The organism is Paenibacillus ihuae (assembly GCF_001368795.1).
GTDB classification, from domain to species: domain Bacteria; phylum Bacillota; class Bacilli; order Paenibacillales; family Paenibacillaceae; genus Paenibacillus_AQ; species Paenibacillus_AQ ihuae.
Genome location: NZ_LN831198.1, coordinates 766840 through 785585, shown reverse-complemented (window position 1 = coordinate 785585; position 18746 = coordinate 766840). Strand labels below are relative to the sequence as shown.

Here is an 18746-nt window from a genome sequence, read left to right as displayed (position 1 = left end):
CGCGTCAGATCCGGATGGCCCTGAATCCAGTGCGGATCATGAACTTCTATGATCATCGGTTCGCCGGGTATCCGCCCGCCGCGCGGAACCTGTGCTTCGAAGGATAACGTCAGCTCCGGGTTATAGCGGTTAAGCTCCTTCAGCAGCTCACGGAAATCAACCGCGCCTTCGCCTTCGCATGGCATTGCCCGCTGATAGACCCCTCCGTCGGTCAGCTCAAGATAAGCATCCTTGATATGCGTCTGCCGTACATAAGGCGCCAGACGCCGGGCAGCAAGCACGGGATGCTCGCCGCGGATCATTACATTGGCGGTATCGAACACCACGCCCATCACATCAGCTCCGACCGCTTCAATCAGGCGGACGATTTCATAGGAAGTGATCTCCTCATGGGTTTCCATATTAAGATGCAGCCCCAGATCAAGCGCAATCGGCTTCAGCTTCAGCAGCAGCCGCTGCGTCGCTTCCAGCTGTTCCTCCCAGGTCACATCGGTGCGGAAACGGTCAGTGGCGAACATTCCCTTGTAGGGCTTGGCTCCGCCGGTGGAGACCCATAGCTCGCGGATGTCCGCTTCCGCTGCCGCCTCCATCATACGGCGGAAGCCGAGCAGCACATCACCGCCGCCGATCGCGCGCAGCTCCGGGGTTTCAGGATTCGTATATGGATTGACCCGGCCCAGCCCGGCCTCCAGATACATACCGAGCTCCTGCGCTTTCCGCTGCACAGCCTGAATCTCCGCACGGTCCAGACTGGGACTGATGTGCAGGATCGTCCGGAAGAACACCCCCTCCAGGCCCAGACTATGAGCATATTCCAGCTTCTCCACAGGACTCAGATTATGCCCCCCAGGCAAATATTTCCCGTCGACACCAATACGCATAGCTCGTTTCCCCCTTCAATAAGCTAATTATTATGACAGATAATAAATTCCCCGCGGTGTCTTGGACAGCCAGCTTCCCCCGTCCTTCCCGGCAACCGCTGTATCCCCATGGCAGACATGCCCCAGCTCAGGGACCGTGAAGTTGGGATGCACTTCAAAGACCATATTTTCCGCTACCCGCGGCGATTCACCGTCTCGTGATTGATCTCTGCCCGCATTCAGAAAAGGGGCCACACCGGGATCACTGTAGCTGTTGCTCATCCCGTGGATCGACTGGAAACGGAACGGATCAGTCGTTCTTGTATACGGGCAGTACTCATCAATCATTTCCTCCAGCACATCCACGAGGACATGAACCGGCGTGCCTGCCGCCATCTTAGCCAGCGCCGCATCCTGCATTCCAATAATTGCCCCGGAAATACGCTGCAGCTCAGGAGAGGGCTCCTTGAACATCCCCATCCGCAGCACCTGGGCATAATACCCGTCCTGGCAGACCGTTGTGCCGATCTGTACACGGGAATCCGGACCTACAGGCTCTACCAGCTCGAACAGTTCAAAATACGTTTCCGGCGGGCGCTCACCGATCGCCAGCCAGCAGGAGGCAGAGTCCGCACCGAGCCGTCTGCCCAAATACTCCACCTCGGCCATAATTTCTGCCCCGGTAATTCCCTTAACCGAGGCGATACCCATGGCGTGGGCCACCATTTTATCGGCGATTTCCGTCGCCTTCCGGTGTTTATCCACTTCATACGGCGTGCGCTCCAGCCGCTGTATATTCACTATCCCGGTCCCGTCCAGCTTCTCGTAGCCATCCAGCAGGGTAAAGAACCTGGCCGACTGCTCGACTGTAAAATCATCAGCACCCGTGTAGGCGAGTACTGATCCGGGCTGCACCAGCTTCGCCAGCACCTCCTGCAGCGAGCCGTACAGATCCGTCGTTTTCACAACTTCGCCTTCCCCGCCAAAGCGCATGCGGAATGCACGTGCCCGGTTTTTGTCGGCAGATACGATGACGGCACTCCCTTTCGCGGGAACGACCAGGAATACTTCCGAGCTGAAGGGCATCCAGCCGGTCAGATACCGCACAGTACCTGCTCCTTCACGCGCCCCATTGGCAAAGGCTACAAGGGCGGCAATTCCCCGCCCGGCTAGTGTCGCCTGGAGAATCGCTATTCTTTGCTTCGTCTCATTGATTGTCATCGTGGTAGCTCCTTTCAGTGCCATCCTTATTTGAGCGAATCGTTGTACATTTTTTTCAGCTTACCTACGCCCATCGAGTCCATTTCCTTCACATAGGCATCCCAGTCAGTCTCAATAGATTTCGTCCCGTATACGAACTGTTCCGTCATCTTGGCAAAATAATCATTCACTGTAGCATAGACAAGATTTTCTTCCTCGCGCTGAGCCGCCGAAAGCGAAGGCACCTTGGTGACATCGGCAAACCAGCCTTCCTTATTGGCCACTTCCGTCATTTTTTCAAAATCAGGGTCGCCCAGCACCGCCGCAAACCATTTGTACGGCCAGAGCATCACGTAGGAGCCGTTGGCTGCGCCAATCTCCCACAGCGCCCGGTTCAGGTTGTCCTTCTGCAGCATTTCATCGCTAAACTGCTTCTCCCCGCCAACTACGTTGTAGGTTTCACCTTCAATCCCCCAGGTCAGCAGATCAATGCCTTCATCTGAGTACAGGTAATCAATGAAGCTCAGGAGCTGATCGAAATACGGCTTGTCCGCCACCGACGCCGGGATGACCATACCGTTTGAAATCCGGTCGCCGACCAGCATTTTTTTGCCGGCAGGACCGGCTATCGGTTCCAGCATCGAGATTTCAAAATCCGGACCGCTGTTCTCCTTGCCCAGCAGATTAATCGCACTCTTATGCTCACCGTTCCAGAAATAATAGACAAAGCTTTTACCCGTAGACATTTTCTGCATCAGCTGATCGGTGGTTGAGGTGAACATCTCGGGATCAGCCAGCCCTTCATCAACCAGCCGGTTGAGATAGGTCAGATAGGCCTTGTACTTATCGCTCGTAAATAAGTATTCGTATTGCCCGGCGGCTTCATCATAGACAAAACCCTTGTAGTTCGCATCCACTCCCCAGGCGGTCCCGAACATCGTCCGCAGATTCTCCGCGCTGGTCCCGGTTAACGGATAGCTGTCCGGATACAGCTCCTTCAGCTTCTTCAAAAGAGTGTATAACTCATCTGTATTCGTCGGCGCCTGCAGCCCGTTCTGCTCCAGAATATCGGAGCGGATCAGCGGCGCACGATTGTAGTTGGCGTAGTCCTTCATGAAAGGAACCACGTACAGCTTGCCGTCCGTGCCTCTCCAGTTATCCAGCTCCTTCTCAATCTGAAATTCTTCAATCCGGCTCTTAAGATGCGGAAGCTTGTCCATGTAGTCACTGATGGGCAGCAGCACACCGGTCTCGCTCATCTCCAGCACCGTAGGCTGCTCCACACTCGTGACCATATCGGGAATCCGGTCTGAGCTGAGCACAATTTTCGCTTTGCTCTGATAATCCGAAGGAACCGCCTGAACATCAAGCTCCACATTCGTCCGTTTCTCCAGTTCAACCAGTGTCGGCCAATCCTTGCTGAACGGCACCCCGCCTTCGGCCAGCAGCATTGTCAGGGTTGCTGGTCCGCTGCCCGCCGCAGCGGTCTCATTTCCGGAGATTTCGGCTGCACCGCTACCGTTTGAACATGCACTTAGCAGAAGCAGTGCGGTAAGTACCGCCGCCCCGGTCTTTACTCTACTGCCAAATCCTTGCACCTTCATGCTCTTTGTCATATGTTTCTCTCCTTTTCCCTCTGGGCTCTCTGTGTGAACTTTAGCCTTTAACCGCACCGATTAAGGCGCCTTTGGTGAAATACTTCTGTGTAAAGGGCAGCAGGATGAAGATCGGAAGTGACGTTACCATGATGGAGGCGGCTTTCAGCGAAGCAGTAGAGACGTATTTAGTCGTTTCCTGACCCGCCATTCCGCTGTTCACAAGCTGCTGTCCATCCAGGATATTGCGCACGATCAGCATAATCGGATACATACTGGTCTTGTTCAAATAAATCAGTGAGCTGAACCAGTTGTTCCAGTAGAAGACAACCATAAACAGTGCCATCGTTACCAGAATCGGCTTCGATAAGGGAAGTACTATGCGAAACAGAATTTGGATCGGATTGAGTCCATCGATCAGTGCCGCTTCTTCAATCGGTTCGGGGAACTCGCGGAAGAAGTTCATCATCAGCATTAAGTAATAAGGAGTAATACAGAACGGCAGAATCACCGCCCAGATCGTATCCAGCATCCCCAGGCCTTTGATCATCATATAAGTAGGGATCATCCCGCCGTTGAACAGCATGGTCAGCATAATCATCCAGACGAAAAAGGACTGGCCGGCGATTTTTTTGGACAAAGGATAGGCACACATCGTCATCAGCAGGAGACTGAGCGCCGTGCCGATTGTCGTCTGCAGAACCGAATTCCGGAAGCCGCTGAGAATATCCCGGTGGCTCAGGATAAACTGATACGCCATCGTATGGAATCCTATTGGCAGGAAGGTTACTTTTCCGCTGGCATTGGCCGCAGAGCTGCTGAACGATACCGCAAGCAGATGTACAAATGGCAGCATTACCGCACCGAATACGACGATGATGAACAACGCGAGTACCGGCTTAAAGACCCAATCTTCATACCTGCTAATGGTACGCATGGCAGTCTCCTTTCTTCATGGTCAGTATAAGGAATAGCGGGTATATTTCTTGGCCAGCGCATTGGCTGTGACCACAATTACGAGTCCAAGGAGGCCGCCGAACAGGCTGATCGCTGTCGAATAGCTGTAGTTGGTGCTCTGAATACCGATGCGGTGGACCAGCGTCTCGATCACATCGCTGCGCTCCGAGTTGCTTGGCGTATACATCAGCAGCACCTTCTCAAAGGCGACAGTCATCAAGTGGCCGAAGGACATAATATAGACAACCACAATGGTCGGCATAATCTGCGGCAGCGTGACATGCCAGATCTTTTGCAGCCTTCCTGCTCCGTCCATATCCGCCGCTTCGTACAGCTGATGGTCAATGGAGGTAATTGCCGCGAAGAAAATGATTGAGTTCCAGCCGGTAAACTGCCAGATTTCGGATGAGATATACAAGGTCCGGAACCACCCTGCTTCATTCATAAAAAAGGTAGGTGGAACCCCCAGCTTGCCCAGCAGCTCATTGACCAGCCCGTAAGTCGGTGACAGCAGCTCCGTCATCAGACCGACAACGACAACAATGGAGATGAAATTCGGCAAATAAGAAACCGTCTGGACCAGATTCCTCATTCTGGCCGGTTTAATCTCGTTGACGATCAAAGCAAACAGGATCGACACCGGCACGGTAAATACTAAATGGTAGATATTCAGCAGCCAGGTGTTGTTGAACGCTCTCCAGAAGCTTGCCTCACCAAGGAACATTTTGAAATACCGCAGCCCCGTCCACTCTTCACCATAAATCGATCCGCCGGGGACAAATTTGCGGAAGGCCAGAATGTTGCCGATAATCGGCCCGTAGCTGAAAACCAGAATATACAGCAGCGGGATAAGCAGCAGAATATAATAATGAATATTTTTTCTGATTATTCTCCGCGTCCTGTTCATCCGTCCCTCCTTTCGTACCGCTGTGCTGCGCGCCTTGTCCATGATCATCACACGGTTCATCTGATCACCTCCCTGTAGTTCCTACGTCATATTTAAGGACATATCGCGGCGATTAAAAAGAGACAGAAATCAATGTGTGTAATATATAATGACAAATATAATTAGATTTCGACATACATTTTTATTAAATGTCTCATTTTTAGCCTTTTGTGTTATTATACCTGTCATAAGAGTAGTATTTTTTGGTGCTCACCTACTATTATTGAGCTTAAACCTATCTTCAGATTATAGAGGGGGAGACAATAGTGAGAAGGAGAGTTACAGCATTTGTCAGAGGTAAATTCCGCAGCATGATGTACCGCTTTTTCTTGTGCTTTCTCGTCCTGGCCTCACTCATCCAGCTGGTGAGCTTCATCAATTACCGGGTCAATCTGGGGTATCTGGAGACGCAAATGAAGGAGAATTACAATACCGTACTAAGTAATATTGCCGATGGATTAAACAATGTGTTCACGGAGATTTACAGCCTGAATTATCTGCTGTCACTGGATGAAGCAACGATGCAGGTCTTCTCCTCCAATTTCACTGTCGATTCACACGCCAAATATGCTCATGTCTCCCAAAGCATCCGTTCTCTCGGGCGCATCCGCTTAATGAATGAATATATAGATAGCGTCTTTATCTACAAGAAGCGGGACGGACTGGTTATCAGCGATCAAGGCACCTATTCCGCTGCCGATTTCTTTGGCCGGAGCCAGCGGCTGGAGCTCTACAGCGAAGATTTCTGGACTGCCTACGGCTCCCAAAACAGACCGTTTCAAATTCTCCCTCCGTCCAGGTCCGTTTCACAAAATGGCGCGTACATTCTCCCCGTCGTCCAGACGGCCATCGCCGAATATAAATCCAACGATTTGTTTGTCATTGGCGTTAAGGTAGATTCGCTCGTACAGCTGCTTAAGGACTCCAAGCTTACCCCGAACAGCAAGCTGTTTGTGCTGGGCGATGACCGCCAGGTGATCGCTTCAACGGAGATGGATACCCCGGATGTGGAAATCAGCCAGTTCCTGAAATCCTTTCAGGCCGGTGAACAAACCAATCTCAAAACGGAGATCGGCGGAAAAGCGATGCTGGCGATACAGATGAACACCCGCTTTGTATTCAAGAACCTGAACATGGTAGCTCTTGTACCGGTCTCCGACATCCAGGAGAGTATGAGCGCAATCAAATTCTGGGGCAATCTGCTGAACGTGCTCGCTTTGCTCCTCTCGATCCTCATCTCTTTTCTGCTGAGCCGGAAGCTGTATGCGCCCCTTCAATCCCTGATCGTCAAGCTGCCCGCAGCAGCCTCAAGTCCGCCGGCCAACGAATATAAGCTGCTGGACAGGGTGTTCCACCGGATGCTGGATGATGTCAGCAGACTCAATGACAAATTAACCTTCATCTATCCCCTGGCGCTGGAGCAGTGGATGGTTAACATTCTGCGCTTTAAGCGGCTGCCCGATCAGCAGGAGACCGAGGCATTACTGGAGAAAAGCGGCTTTGTCTTCCAGCACTCTTCCTTCGTCACCGCACTAATCCGGATCAAATTTGATGGACCGTTTCAAGCGGAATACAGCACCAACGAACAAAATGCAGCGCGCACCCGCATTCTCCAGCTGCTGAAGAATCATATTCCGGCTGCCCGGCAGTGGATCATGGTGGAGATAGAGGATAATGTGTACGGCCTGCTGGCCAATGTGCCGCAGCTGGCCGACCGGATAAGTGAGCTGGATGCGTATTTCACTCTTATTGGGGATTTTCTGCACGAGGATCATGATGTACAAGCGATCTCCATCGGTGTTGGAGAGATCCATAAAGGATTCGCCGGGCTGCAGCAATCTTATCTGGAAGCCATGAAAGCCATTTGGCGCATCTCACCGTTTCAGGATGAAAGGATTCATTATTCTGTGCGAACGGAATCGGAGACGGCAGGTGCCTTGTTAAGCACGGGCGATAACAGAAAGATATTCAATTTAGTCTGCTCCGCCAAGAAAGAGGAGCTGTTCGGGCTGCTGGAAACGGTTGTGCGCCGGCACCTGTCCGGGGGGCTGAATGATATCGGACTTAAGGAGCTGTATCTGCAGATTTTTATGATCGGCTCAGAGGTGCTGAAGCATAAAGACACCACCCTGGCGGATGGCGCCTACCGGGATTATTTCCGGCGAATCCTCTCGGACAGCCCTTTGTCGGTTGATGGGACAATGGAGTTTATTACTGAATTTCTGGGGGCGATTATTGAGGCGGTAAACCCGGAGGCGGATGAGCAGGAGTCAGTGATCTTCAAACAATTTATCGACACGCATTATCAGGAGGATATTCACCTCGACCTGCTCGCGGACAGATTTCATACAACGTCCAACTACATGTCCCGTCTGCTCAAAAAAGAACTCGGCAAGCCGTTCCACCAGTATCTGCAGGAGCTGCGGATCGGAAAAGCCAAAGAGATGCTCGCCCGCACAGATCTGCCGATTCAGGACATCTGGGCGGCGGTCGGTTTCAATAACCGCAATTCCTTTATCCGTTCGTTCCGCAAGCTGGAGGGCATCTCCCCGACCGATTACCGCAACCAATTCCCGGCAGCAGGCGGCGAGGATATCCGGATAATAGATTGAACTTATAATTCTTCTATTTTGAGCTTAACTGTGACTGCAGCGAATGTTTGGACTTCCGGCCGCTGCCCGCCTGCAGATTTCTTGATTTATACCGTTTTAACGGTTGAAATCCGCAGACTGCTTATGCTTCCGTAGCGAGCTTTTCTGCGAATAGCTTTCAGGCGGACGCTGACGCTCTTAAAGTTCCAAACTCCTCCTCGTCAACAGCTGCTTTTTTTAGCGATAATATGCGTAAAAATAGCGACATCCCTGTAAGGACTCAGCTTGCCGAGCTCCAGCTCCAATTGCACCATCCGGTTATGCCAGTCCTCATCCTGTTTGATTTCATTATCCGCGATATATCCGTACAGATTAAGGATCCCGAAACGTTCTTCAATTTCATAGCCTGCAGCCTGAAGCCAGCCTGCCAGCTGCTCATAAGGATATACGGTAAACTCCGTCTGAATAAGTCCGCTGTATTCCTTGTTACTGCTTAAGCTGGCAAGTGCACTGTCCGGATCTTTATTCAGGATGGCTTTCTTCATGACCTTCGCAGCCGGATTATGCGCAATTAGCGATACATAACCGTTCTGCTGCTGACAGCTGCCAATACGCTGGACAAACTGCTCCGGATCCTCCGTATATTCCAGAATATTGTGGCAAAAGATCCAGTCGTGTGTTCCCAGGTTACCCGCAACCCGCTCAAAGGAATCACCAAGGTAGCTGACGTCTGGGCCTTCCTTTGCCGCAATCGCAATCATCTCCGGTGTCGGTTCAATTCCCGTAACACGGTGGCCTCTCCGGCTATATTCGCTACTGGAAATACCGAAGCCGCAGCCAATGTCCAAGATGTACTGGCTCTTATCAGGCATGAAAGTGCCGATTTGCTCCCAGGCCGTCAAATAAAACAATCTGCCCCAGGGCATTCGCGTGTAGTTCAAATACGGTTCTATTGATTCTGAAAAAGCGGTCGTTGCATTCATCGACTTCGTCCTCTCTTCGTTCCGGTAAATCTACGGGTTGGCAAAAAAGCCCTTCACCGTTTCCCTGTCCCAAATATGACTCAAGGCCATCTCCTCATCCGGGATCAAAAAATAAGTATATCCGATATAACCCGGCTCGTTCGGGACAGGATCATCCCAAGTCGCATCCAAGTGATAATACACACCATCCACAACAACAATATTCCATGCATGGCCTGCTCCCGCATTGTTTGTCCCGGAGATGTAATAATTCTCCACACCGGCAAGATCTAGCAGCATTTTCATAGTTACAGCGTATCCTTGGCACACACCTGTATGCAGTACCAAAATACCGTATTCAGTATAAGATACATCCGGTATAGTACCGTTCAGATAATTGTCGTAATCATAGGCTGTATTCAGTACAACGTAGTCATGCAACGCCTTCACTTTATCTCTGGTACTCATTTCCGGCAAAATGGTCTGCTCTATAACCGCCTTCGCGGCTTGTTGTGTCTCGTATTCGATTTTCGGATCTTTGGCAGGCAAAGAAGATTGATATGCACCAGCAAACAGTGAAAATTCGTATACATACTCCTCAGGGAGTATTTTTCCATATAAGCTGTACGCGGAGTTTGAACTCAAATTCACAGCATACATCGCCGATACAAATTGGTTATCCGGACCAAAAAGACCTTTTTCATAATATACTGAGCCATCCAGTAAGTTCATTCTAAACGGCATAGGCCAATCTCCCAGTGAAGCGACCTCCTGGCTACCGCTGCCATCCAATTCACTTTGAAAAAGCGTAGGGCCTGCGTCGTAATACAGTTTGTTGTCTGCGATATTATATCCCGATGCATTGTGCAGGCTCTGCAGGCTTCCGCCTTCTACCGGCATCCTGCCGATCTTGGCGGTATTCTCATCGTTATAAGTAAAATACAGATAGTCTCCCTGAAGCGTCAGATCTTCATAATCCAGTGGGCCATAACTGGTATTATCCAGCCCGTTAATACGGATCTTACCAATGATTCCGGGCTGCTCGTCCTTTCTGTGCTCTTTGTAATAAATCCAGTCGTGAGAGACCGTAAATTGATCAATATTGGAATTATCTGCAATCCGTATGGGGAGTGCACCTGGCCGGTCCAATTGTAGCCGGTAAATCCCATCCTCTGCGTTATAGAGCAGCCAATTGTTCATTACGAATAACTGGGTGGTATAATTCGCCACTGCCAGCTGCGTCAACTCACTCCCGTCAACCCGGATTTCGCAAATCTCGTTGCTGCCAAGAAAATAAAGCCAATCTCCCTGAACATTCAGCATCCGTGCCGGGGTAGACAGAAGTCTCTTCTTATCGCCGCCGCTTTGGTTCACTTTATACAAAAAAACCGCTACTGCCGCCTGATACATTGGACTGTCTGGTATTGTTGGGCCGTTCAATCGTTTCCAGCCCGTAGATCCATTCGCCCTGCTTAGCAATAAATCCATTATTGGTCAGATTGGAAGCCGTGTTGCCGGTAGGCTCCGCAGAAATAGAAGAGAGTAACTTCTCATCCGACGTTATCCTTATGGATCTAGTGACTGGATTCCAGCTCAGCTCTGCACCAAATGCCTCCCCTACAAAACGAAGCGGCAGCATGATCGCACCGTCAATCAGCTGACCCGGTGATGTCATATAACGATCGGTACCGTTTATCCGCGCATAGGAGTTGCCTAGCGTGTACTCCATCGTCTGTGCCCCTTTGTTTGCCGTTACTGTACCCGATTGCTGATCCCACTGGATGCTTACGCCCAGCTGTTCAAATACTCCACGCAAAGGCACATAATTCATGTTATTGATCGTGACCGGTGCCCTCGGTAAATTTACTGCGGCACCATCTAGTACAACAGAAATGTTCTGCTGCTGTCCTGCCGCGTATACCGTATGAGACCCGCACCATATCAAACACAACCCGGTAATTAAACCGGCTACTCTCCCAAAATATTTACCTGACAAGCCCTTCCCTCCGTTATCTTTAGCATAGCGTCGCCACCCCAGCTGTTAATTTTAACCACTTTACACAATATAATCGAAACGACTCACCATGGATGCAAAATTCGTCACTTTTTGATCTTTTACCACACGAGCAGCCCCAATAGAAATAGCCCAAGCTAACCGCTTGAGCTAAGAGTTTTCTGAAATTCCCGCCGAATCACTTATTTGGCATCACTCGGCATTACCGCCGCCCGCTCATTATAGTAACTCCAGGCAATAACGGTCGCACTGTCGCGGCCTTGCGCTTCATGCACTTCCAAGATTGCGGCCTCTACACAGGCCTGCAAATTTTTTTCATTATAAAATGTCTCGTACAGCTTGCCCGGATCCTCAAAGGTCTGCTTGCCATGCTCCAGACGCCCGTATTCCAATAGGCCATCTGTAGTCATGACAATCACGTTGCGCCCTTTTCTTAATTCCCTGACCCCAGAGGAGAAGCAGGCTACAGGCTGATCAAAGGTATTTACATATCCGATCCACTCATAATAGTTACGCTGATTCAGCAGGTATTGTCCCCTGGCAGCCAGTTCGGGATGCAGCAGATACACCGAGTTGTCGCCCACCGAAAACCACCACAGGTAACTTTCCTTGCGCACGCATATGAGGCACGCTGTTTCACCTGTAACTTCCCTGCACCGGCTTCTGAAATCATCGGATCCCAGGGTCGTAAGCAGCAGCGTCTCCAAATCCTTAAAGGCCTGATGGACAGGCCGCGAAAGACATTGCTCAATATCGCCGGAGATACTTCCGGTTATCCTGATTAACAGCTCTGCACTTTCTGCCGTATTATGGGCATCCAACAGCATACTGAACTCCCAGGTCCTGCCCGGTCCAATTAGAATGAATAACCCGTCTTCATTTTTGTCCGCGCCTGCCAGTGAATTGCCGCCATACCGGCCAATCACCATATTTTCAAAAGCTGACGGCTTGAGATGATCCAGATACCTCTCCCAGCTGCCAACCCAGCTAAGCTCACCCATTCTCTGACCCATGCCGCTTAGTTGTCCCCGGTGTCTTGTTTGTCCAGTGACAGGGGGCCTGCCTTCGCCTCGGGTGCTTGCGGAGCTTGGTGAGTTTGCGCAATCTCAGGCTCTTGGGGAGTTTGCGGAACCTGCGGTTCACGCGGAGCTTCGAAGGTGTGCCCGCAGTTGGGACAGAAACGTGCTTCCGCCGGCACACTGCTGCCGCAGCTTTTACAATGCTTCCCGTCCCCCAGCGCTTCAATCTGCTCCAGATTGGCTTCGATCTCACATTTCAGCACGAGCACACGATTCATATTTACCGCAAAGGCTTCTTTAGGCAGGGTTGATTCATTAAGCGTAGCTTCGAACAGCATTTTGCCCATCACCTGATACTGCTTGTCAATTTCATTCTGCTTGCTGCTGTTTTGCAGCTTCAAACGGTTTACCTCGACGACGTTCATTGCCTTATTCCCGGCTTCGGTCACACCCGCTTTAAACTTGTCAAAAAAGCTCATCTGTATCCCTCCTTTCCTGTTGATGTCCCTTTCAGCATACTATTCAATACCTTTCAAGGATAGCCCAGATGATGACACCCTCCTTGCGGTATTTGTGGGGATAGACAAAGCTGGCTTTGATCCGGCTTTTTTTGTCATAATATACTCTGGCTCTCAGCCCTTGATCGTAGTCATACATCCGGACGGTGTAATGCTTCCCTAGTATCCCGGCAGCCTCTTCAAGGGTCTGGAGCGTCACCTCTCCCGCACTCACTACGCCCTCTGGAGACATCGTCCTCAGAATGATAATCTCTCCGCTCTTATTATAGGCGATGGAGAAGTCCTTATAATATCTATACTCCGTATCGCCTGTTTTTTTGTCAGTGAAAGAAGGGTCCTTAGGGGTTCGGCTCAAATCCAGCACCGCCATATTCTGGTCCAGCCGGATTCCGTTAACTGTTAATGAAGATAAGTCTGTTGATTCCGTAACCATAGCCGCCACCTGATTTTTCAGCAGGAACGCCAGGATGACGAGAGCCACAAGAGCCGCTACAACCGCTTTTCTTTTTAACCCTCTGCCTGTTTTCAGCCGGTTCATAGACCCGATCTCTGCTGCGCATTGCCCGCGGCTTCAATGTACAATATTTGGTCCCGGTTAATGCAATAGATATGGGCTGCCTCCGAACGGTGAATATGGTCTCCCGCGATAATGTCACCTCTGCCTGCATGCTGCAAAAGATACATCCCCGGCAGGATTTCACCGCTCACCAGCTTGATATTGACTCTGGGATGTATCTGATAGTCCGCCGCATAGGAGGTATAGACCGGTTTCATATACAGCTTGCCGATTACAAAATATAAAGCAATGAGCAGTACCACCACAGAGGATAGAATAACAAAGATAAGAACTTCTAAAGTTACTCTGTGCCAAGAAGGTCTTCGGCTGGCATACGCAAAAGAGGCTGCAGGGTAGTTCCTAAAGAAATCAATACCGTACACAATGAACAACAGAATGCCAAACCATACCATCGTATTAAAAACAGGCAAGAAATGTAAATATTCCACAGACCAGGTCTCCCCTTCAAAAAATTTCCTTAATATTATCATATTTAAGCCGTTTTGGATTATAGCTCTCATTTTTGTTATTTTTATCATATATGTGGTGGCTGGTTAGCGGCTAAATTAGATTAGTCGGTGGAATGATCTGCAAAGGGGATTATGAAATGCTAATGTTAGGGGCTTTGCTTGCTGCAGTATTGATATCGTTCTTATTTAAAATCGTAGAATGGATAACCGGGCTATTTGACAAACGCTTCCTGCGGTATACCATCTATATCTGGGGAATTCTGCTTATAGCAGCAAGCCTGTTTATCAAAGAGAATTATGTGTTTCATCTGCCTCGTAATATTCAGACGGTTCTGCCGCTGTGTCTGATCATTCTGCTCATCAATTTGCTCATTTCAAGGCGGTCCGGCTATTCGCCCGTAGGTCTTTTTAATCGTGTTAATTTTGTTATCACCTATCCGGTATTTGAGGAAATCGCCTTTCGCGGTCTGATCCTGCCTATACTTGTACGCCATCAAAGCCTGGGAGAAAAGTTCACGCTCGAGCTTGGGAATAGCCTCTTTCCGAAATTAAGTCTGGCAGTGATTATTACGGCCGTTCTATTTGCAGTTTCTCATCTGCAGTATTACAAGCTGAATGCAGAGAGCATCCGGTTTATGCTTTTTGCGGTGAGCGGAGGTCTGTTCTTCGGGGTGATTGCCCAGGCAACGGAATCCATTCTCCTGACCATTCCGCTTCATATGGCGTTCAACGGTTCTGCGGCCTTGTATGCCTATTCTGCTGCCAAAAGACAGCGTATATAAATCAGAACTGGCAGATGCATAATTCGTCATTCCGCAATCCTCTCGAGCTGTACAGCTCTTTCACTTTCCAATGAACCCGCAAAAAAAAGACGTCCCGGTGTACGATGCTCGCTTAGGAACAAAGTATCCGTATACGTCTTTGTCGTAGAATAAAAGTTTAGATCATCTTCAGAACGCTAAGCAATCGATAAATGAGTACAGCACTTTCGGCACGTGTTGTATTCTTATTTGCCTGAATCGGAAAAACATCACTGGTCTTGATGACCCCTGCCCGAATCAGCGCGTCAACAGCGGACTTCGACCAGGCTTTATATCCGGCAGAAGCCTCAAACTGCTGAAGTGTCACATCAGTTGTTGATTTGAATCCGCCATAGACTAACGCCTGATTAATAATGCTGATCATCTCCTGCTGAGTAATCGTCTGATTCGGCCGGAAGGTCTCATCCGGATATCCTTTAAACAGACCACTTTGGACAGCTGTAGAAACAGCGCTGGCATACCAGGCTTCTTTTTTAACATCCTTGAAGTTCAAATCTGCAGATACTGGAGTTAAGCCGAGCGCCTTCACCAGCAGAGCAGCAGCCTCGGCTCGGGTAACTGTTCCTTCCGGTTTAAAGGTGCTGTCCGTGTAACCGCTGATGATTCTCCGGGCACCCAGTTTTCCAATTGCCGCACTGGCAAAGTGAGTTGCGGATACATCCTTAAATTCCGGCTGTCCCGCGACAACCGTGTACATCGAATTGCCTTTACGATAAGCAGTCACCTTAATCTTATCGCCTTCCTGAACAAACGTCGCAGGCACAGTAATGACTTGTTTTGCAGCTGTATCAACCATTACTGCTGATAGCGTATCCGCACTCACTCCGGATTGCTGAGGAATATAAAATACATGGCCGATATACTGCTCAGTATCTTTAATTTCGTGTGAAGCCCCACTGCCGTTGGTTACATTTATTGAAAATTCATAAGGAGTTCCGATTGCATTCAAGGACTGCAGGACCAGCAGTTGTTTTGCTGATTCTATAGTTGCTTTACTCGCCTGAGCTGCTTGGAGAATGACGGATGACTGCTCGTCGCTACCGGCAGCAGACTTCAGCACACTGCCCGGTATGATAAATCCTTTATCCATACCCTGCACCTCAACTATAGCCGTGGCATCTTTGGCTATTATCTTAGCCAACTGTCCATTTGTAATTGACAATTCCACCTGGTCTGCCGCTTCTGGAATTTGAAACAACAACCTGCTGGCGCTGCCTGTCCATTTATTCAATTCTGTTTCTAAAACACTGTCACTGATCTTCACCAGCACTTTCACAGTACCATCTGCATTTTTCACCGTTTCAGTTACAGCCAGCTTAGAGGCAGCCTGTGTTGCCGGAGTGACTACAGGCAAGATTGCGCCGCCACCGCCACCGCCACCACCGCCGCCACCACCGCCACTGCCGCCACCGCCACCAGTACCACTGTCTCCTCCAGAAGAATCAGGGTATAAATACTGCTTGTACACTACAAAGCTTTCTTTTTTCCCTGGTGATGTAATACTGACTCCAAGAACAGGAATAGACTCATCCAGGATAATGTTGTCGACAGCCGCCACACTGCTCCCTGCAGAAACTGTTGCCTGGCCGTAAAGAAGACCGGTGTAAGAATACACCTTTATCACATCCCCTGCTTTCAGCCCACTTACCGAAACGGAATCAAAGTTGCTATTGTTCTGAATTTTAATTTGTTCCGGAGAGGGTTTAGTGCTCATCCGGTCAGGTATCTCAATAAGACTGTATCCAGGCGCTTCATTTCCTTCGCTATCTACCAGAACTACTGCCAGTGCATATGCATCTGCCGGAATTGGTGTTCCGGCAGCAATGCTTAGTGTGAGCGTAGCCTGATTAGATGGCAGCCAACCAAGCGGTTCAGCGATGATCCCATGGTCTCCGTAGAAAAACACGGCATACCGGTCCCCGGCCATTTGGCCCGGCGCTGGTGCAAAAGATACTCTTCCGCTAATGGTATTTGCTGAATTATCCGTATCAAATAGGGAACCATTTGAGATGAAATAGGCATCTTCATCCCAGATACGTACAATACGTTCTGATTCTTCATATGTTTTGTATTCGTTAAATCTTAGCTCCTGCATCGGTGTAACACCGATTTTCCTCACGGAGGCTGATGTATTCTTCTTTATATCATCCTGTATATAACCGCCAGCTTTACGGTCATAAATTGATGTATAATCATCTGACATTCCGTTAACCTGCTGATTATTCGCATCATAGTAGCGTATCCGGTATCTGGAGATATCGACAGCAGCCTTACCGGGGTCAATGACCACACTGCCGGTGAATTGCTGGGGACTCGGGTCTTCATCAATGGCATACACGGCAACGGGCTTAAGATCTTCCTTTATTTGTTCTTTCATTTGTTCCAGGCTGTTGTATTTTAGTAGTCTATATCCTGCCGGAGGATCATATTCGGAGGCGCCTGACGGGACAGCACCAGCATCAAGCAGGATTGTGCCATCCTTTTTCACGTAAGCATTCTGCGGAACAAATGGAAACCTGTACACCGTACTATACGAATCACGGTCAAAAATTGCAGCCGTAGTAAGTACCGTTTGACCGCTCACAGCTAAAATACGTGAGTAAAAATCAGTATCTTTATAAGTCCCAAGTATTGAATTCAGATTGTTAGCCGGCAAACGAGTTATGCCATAATATACGTATTCTTCATCTTTCAGCAAACTGTTCTCATAACCATCACTAATATAAGCAGAGGTTTGAATGGTTTGACCCGTAGCCTGATCCAGTTGATACAATTCTGTTCCAGTGCCGATATATAAACTGGTCTCATCCGTCATTAGATCATTATCATTCGAACCATAGTATCCCGGGAGATAAGCATATACCGAATCGAACACTCCGACTCTTCCTCGGAAATTAGTAAAAAACACCTTCCCGCTTCCCGCTGCAACCTTATCGGCAACCGTACCAATCTCCAATTCTTGGATCGGCGTCATAAAATTAGTTTCATTTGCCGTGTCGATTTTGACAAGATGAGGACTGCCAGCTAGAGAAATATATATAACCCCTTGACGGATAACGATATTTTGAGGCTGAGAGCCTGCATAGCGGTCTGCTACAATTTCAAAGGATTCCGTATCAATCTGAAACAGCCGGTTTGCTTCTTCGGAAATAGCATACAAATAACGTTCGTTCCTGCCCGCTACCCAGTCAGTGACGGGATGGTCCAGCTCAATCTGATCCACTCCGCTGGCATAACTGAGCGGTGCAGGAGTAACGGCTGGCGGCGTGAATTTCGTTTTCTTTATAACAGAGGAATAGTAAGGATTTTGGTATACATTATTATTTTGATCCAGGTAAATAAAGGAATAATATTCAGATGCTCTGTCAGCATGGTATACTCTGTTTGCCCCGTCATCGCTGAAAATGTCGCCGCTGCTTGTAAAAATATAGCCATCCTTTACAGCCAAAACTGCTCCTCTTGAGACGGACGAAATTAGCTTGCTCTTAACCGGATCGATTTTTCGGTTGCCTGAGTACAAATTCCCCTCATCATCAATATACAGATTTTCGCCGACAGTGATATCATCGAAACTATCCCAGCTCCACAGCTTTGTACCATATGTAGCATCAAACACACTTAGCTCCGAACCTGTACTTCCTGTTTCCGCAGCATAGAGAAGCTGACGCTCGTGATCCATTTTCAGTATGGGCTTATAAATAGAAACATTGAGCGACTTTTCCTGTGAGGATGTCCATTCTTTTCTATGGATATCGCTCCATTGATCATCAATGGAATAATATAGAGCGCTGTCATTTACAGCAAGGTGATAAGGATGCTTTTCAGTCGGAATTATTTGCGTAACGTTTCTGGAATCTAAATCTATCACTTTTACAAAGTATTCCCCGTTAACAGCGACATAAAGCTTACCATTCGATATATCCATGTCTAACGGGTTAGAGCCTACCAAGATTTTTTTCACTATTTTTAGTGTATCCATACTTATGACAATTACTTCGCTGGAATTATAAGTAATAGCGTAGAGGTATCCTCTCTCTTCATCCATCTTCAAATCACGTATTTCAGCGCCCAAATTCACTGATAGTTCTGTAGCGCTCTCTGCTGATACCGTCGGTGTAGCTCCTCCTAGTGGCCCTATTATTGAAGCGAACAAGGCCAAAATACATACATAAATCCATCTTTTCACAAATTCCATCCAACTAGTTCCCCTTCCAAAAATTATCATCCATAGATGATT

At 48.9% G+C, this 18746-nt stretch carries 15 protein-coding genes; 2 read left to right on the top strand and 13 right to left on the bottom strand.

Annotated elements, in window-relative coordinates; all coding sequences use genetic code 11:
• The 5 genes from AQR02_RS03570 to AQR02_RS03550 form a co-directional block, all read right to left on the bottom strand.
• Nucleotides 1-881, bottom strand: an 881-nt coding sequence (locus tag AQR02_RS03570; RefSeq protein ID WP_209444119.1) for a sugar phosphate isomerase/epimerase family protein, incomplete at its 3' end; no start/stop codon positions are given.
• A 30-nt stretch (nt 882-911) separates the two neighbouring features.
• Entirely contained in the window at nt 912-2081 is a 1170-nt protein-coding gene (locus tag AQR02_RS03565) for a M24 family metallopeptidase (RefSeq protein ID WP_054939425.1), read from the bottom strand.
• Nucleotides 2082-2107: 26 nt separating this feature from the next.
• Nucleotides 2108-3676: an extracellular solute-binding protein gene (locus AQR02_RS03560; protein ID WP_054939424.1), complete on the bottom strand. Its 1569-nt coding sequence runs from the start codon at nt 3674-3676 to the stop codon at nt 2108-2110.
• A 40-nt stretch (nt 3677-3716) separates the two neighbouring features.
• The gene (locus AQR02_RS03555; protein WP_054939423.1) at nt 3717-4592 is read right to left on the bottom strand and encodes a carbohydrate ABC transporter permease; all 876 of its coding nucleotides are present in this window, start codon (nt 4590-4592) and stop codon (nt 3717-3719) included.
• A 21-nt stretch (nt 4593-4613) separates the two neighbouring features.
• Entirely contained in the window at nt 4614-5579 is a 966-nt protein-coding gene (locus AQR02_RS03550) for an ABC transporter permease (protein WP_209444118.1), read from the bottom strand.
• A gap of 245 nt (nt 5580-5824) precedes the next feature.
• On the opposite strand from AQR02_RS03550, the gene AQR02_RS03545 reads away from it, so the two are divergent.
• Entirely contained in the window at nt 5825-8170 is a 2346-nt protein-coding gene (locus AQR02_RS03545; RefSeq protein WP_054939422.1) for a helix-turn-helix domain-containing protein, read from the top strand.
• Nucleotides 8171-8370: 200 nt separating this feature from the next.
• Here the strand turns inward: AQR02_RS03545 and AQR02_RS03540 are convergent, their stop codons facing one another.
• From AQR02_RS03540 to AQR02_RS03510, 7 genes are all read right to left on the bottom strand, one after another.
• Nucleotides 8371-9132: a methyltransferase domain-containing protein gene (locus AQR02_RS03540; RefSeq protein ID WP_054939421.1), complete on the bottom strand. Its 762-nt coding sequence runs from the start codon at nt 9130-9132 to the stop codon at nt 8371-8373.
• A gap of 30 nt (nt 9133-9162) precedes the next feature.
• Nucleotides 9163-10485 carry a DUF5050 domain-containing protein gene (locus AQR02_RS03535; RefSeq protein WP_245237573.1) on the bottom strand — a complete coding sequence of 441 codons (1323 nt, stop codon included), beginning with the start codon at nt 10483-10485 and terminating at the stop codon, nt 9163-9165.
• 1 nt (nt 10486) lies between these two features.
• Nucleotides 10487-11107 (bottom strand): copper amine oxidase N-terminal domain-containing protein, encoded by a 621-nt coding sequence (locus AQR02_RS03530; protein ID WP_054939419.1) that lies wholly within the window; start codon nt 11105-11107, stop codon nt 10487-10489.
• 200 nt (nt 11108-11307) lie between these two features.
• Nucleotides 11308-12138 (bottom strand): PP2C family serine/threonine-protein phosphatase, encoded by an 831-nt coding sequence (locus AQR02_RS03525; protein ID WP_054939418.1) that lies wholly within the window; start codon nt 12136-12138, stop codon nt 11308-11310.
• Between the two features lie 5 nt (nt 12139-12143).
• Nucleotides 12144-12623 (bottom strand): zinc-ribbon domain-containing protein, encoded by a 480-nt coding sequence (locus AQR02_RS03520; RefSeq protein ID WP_054939417.1) that lies wholly within the window; start codon nt 12621-12623, stop codon nt 12144-12146.
• Between the two features lie 43 nt (nt 12624-12666).
• Nucleotides 12667-13200, bottom strand: coding sequence for a hypothetical protein (locus AQR02_RS03515; RefSeq protein ID WP_054939416.1), 534 nt, complete (start codon nt 13198-13200; stop codon nt 12667-12669).
• Nucleotides 13197-13667 carry a hypothetical protein gene (locus tag AQR02_RS03510; RefSeq protein WP_054939415.1) on the bottom strand — a complete coding sequence of 157 codons (471 nt, stop codon included), beginning with the start codon at nt 13665-13667 and terminating at the stop codon, nt 13197-13199. Before AQR02_RS03510 ends, AQR02_RS03515 begins: the two co-directional genes overlap by 4 nt.
• A 134-nt stretch (nt 13668-13801) precedes the next feature.
• On the opposite strand from AQR02_RS03510, the gene AQR02_RS03505 reads away from it, so the two are divergent.
• Entirely contained in the window at nt 13802-14470 is a 669-nt protein-coding gene (locus AQR02_RS03505; protein WP_082451614.1) for a CPBP family intramembrane glutamic endopeptidase, read from the top strand.
• A 157-nt stretch (nt 14471-14627) separates the two neighbouring features.
• On the opposite strand, the gene AQR02_RS03500 is transcribed toward AQR02_RS03505, so the two are convergent.
• Complete coding sequence (locus AQR02_RS03500) at nt 14628-18704, bottom strand: S-layer homology domain-containing protein (RefSeq protein ID WP_054939413.1); 4077 nt, start codon at nt 18702-18704, stop codon at nt 14628-14630.
• Between the last annotated feature and the right edge of the window lie 42 nt (nt 18705-18746).

What these genes read in the sequence shown, in the direction of transcription:
- AQR02_RS03565 (WP_054939425.1), bottom strand. Translation starts at nt 2,081, where the DNA reads ATGACAATCAATGAGACGAAGCAAAGAATAGCGATTCTCCAGGCGACA.
- AQR02_RS03560 (WP_054939424.1), bottom strand. Translation starts at nt 3,676, where the DNA reads ATGACAAAGAGCATGAAGGTGCAAGGATTTGGCAGTAGAGTAAAGACC.
- AQR02_RS03555 (WP_054939423.1), bottom strand. Translation starts at nt 4,592, where the DNA reads ATGCGTACCATTAGCAGGTATGAAGATTGGGTCTTTAAGCCGGTACTC.
- AQR02_RS03550 (WP_209444118.1), bottom strand. Translation starts at nt 5,579, where the DNA reads ATGAACCGTGTGATGATCATGGACAAGGCGCGCAGCACAGCGGTACGA.
- AQR02_RS03540 (WP_054939421.1), bottom strand. Translation starts at nt 9,132, where the DNA reads ATGAATGCAACGACCGCTTTTTCAGAATCAATAGAACCGTATTTGAAC.
- AQR02_RS03525 (WP_054939418.1), bottom strand. Translation starts at nt 12,138, where the DNA reads ATGGGTCAGAGAATGGGTGAGCTTAGCTGGGTTGGCAGCTGGGAGAGG.
- AQR02_RS03520 (WP_054939417.1), bottom strand. Translation starts at nt 12,623, where the DNA reads ATGAGCTTTTTTGACAAGTTTAAAGCGGGTGTGACCGAAGCCGGGAAT.
- AQR02_RS03515 (WP_054939416.1), bottom strand. Translation starts at nt 13,200, where the DNA reads ATGAACCGGCTGAAAACAGGCAGAGGGTTAAAAAGAAAAGCGGTTGTA.
- AQR02_RS03505 (WP_082451614.1), top strand. Translation starts at nt 13,802, where the DNA reads ATGATCTGCAAAGGGGATTATGAAATGCTAATGTTAGGGGCTTTGCTT.
- AQR02_RS03500 (WP_054939413.1), bottom strand. Translation starts at nt 18,704, where the DNA reads ATGGAATTTGTGAAAAGATGGATTTATGTATGTATTTTGGCCTTGTTC.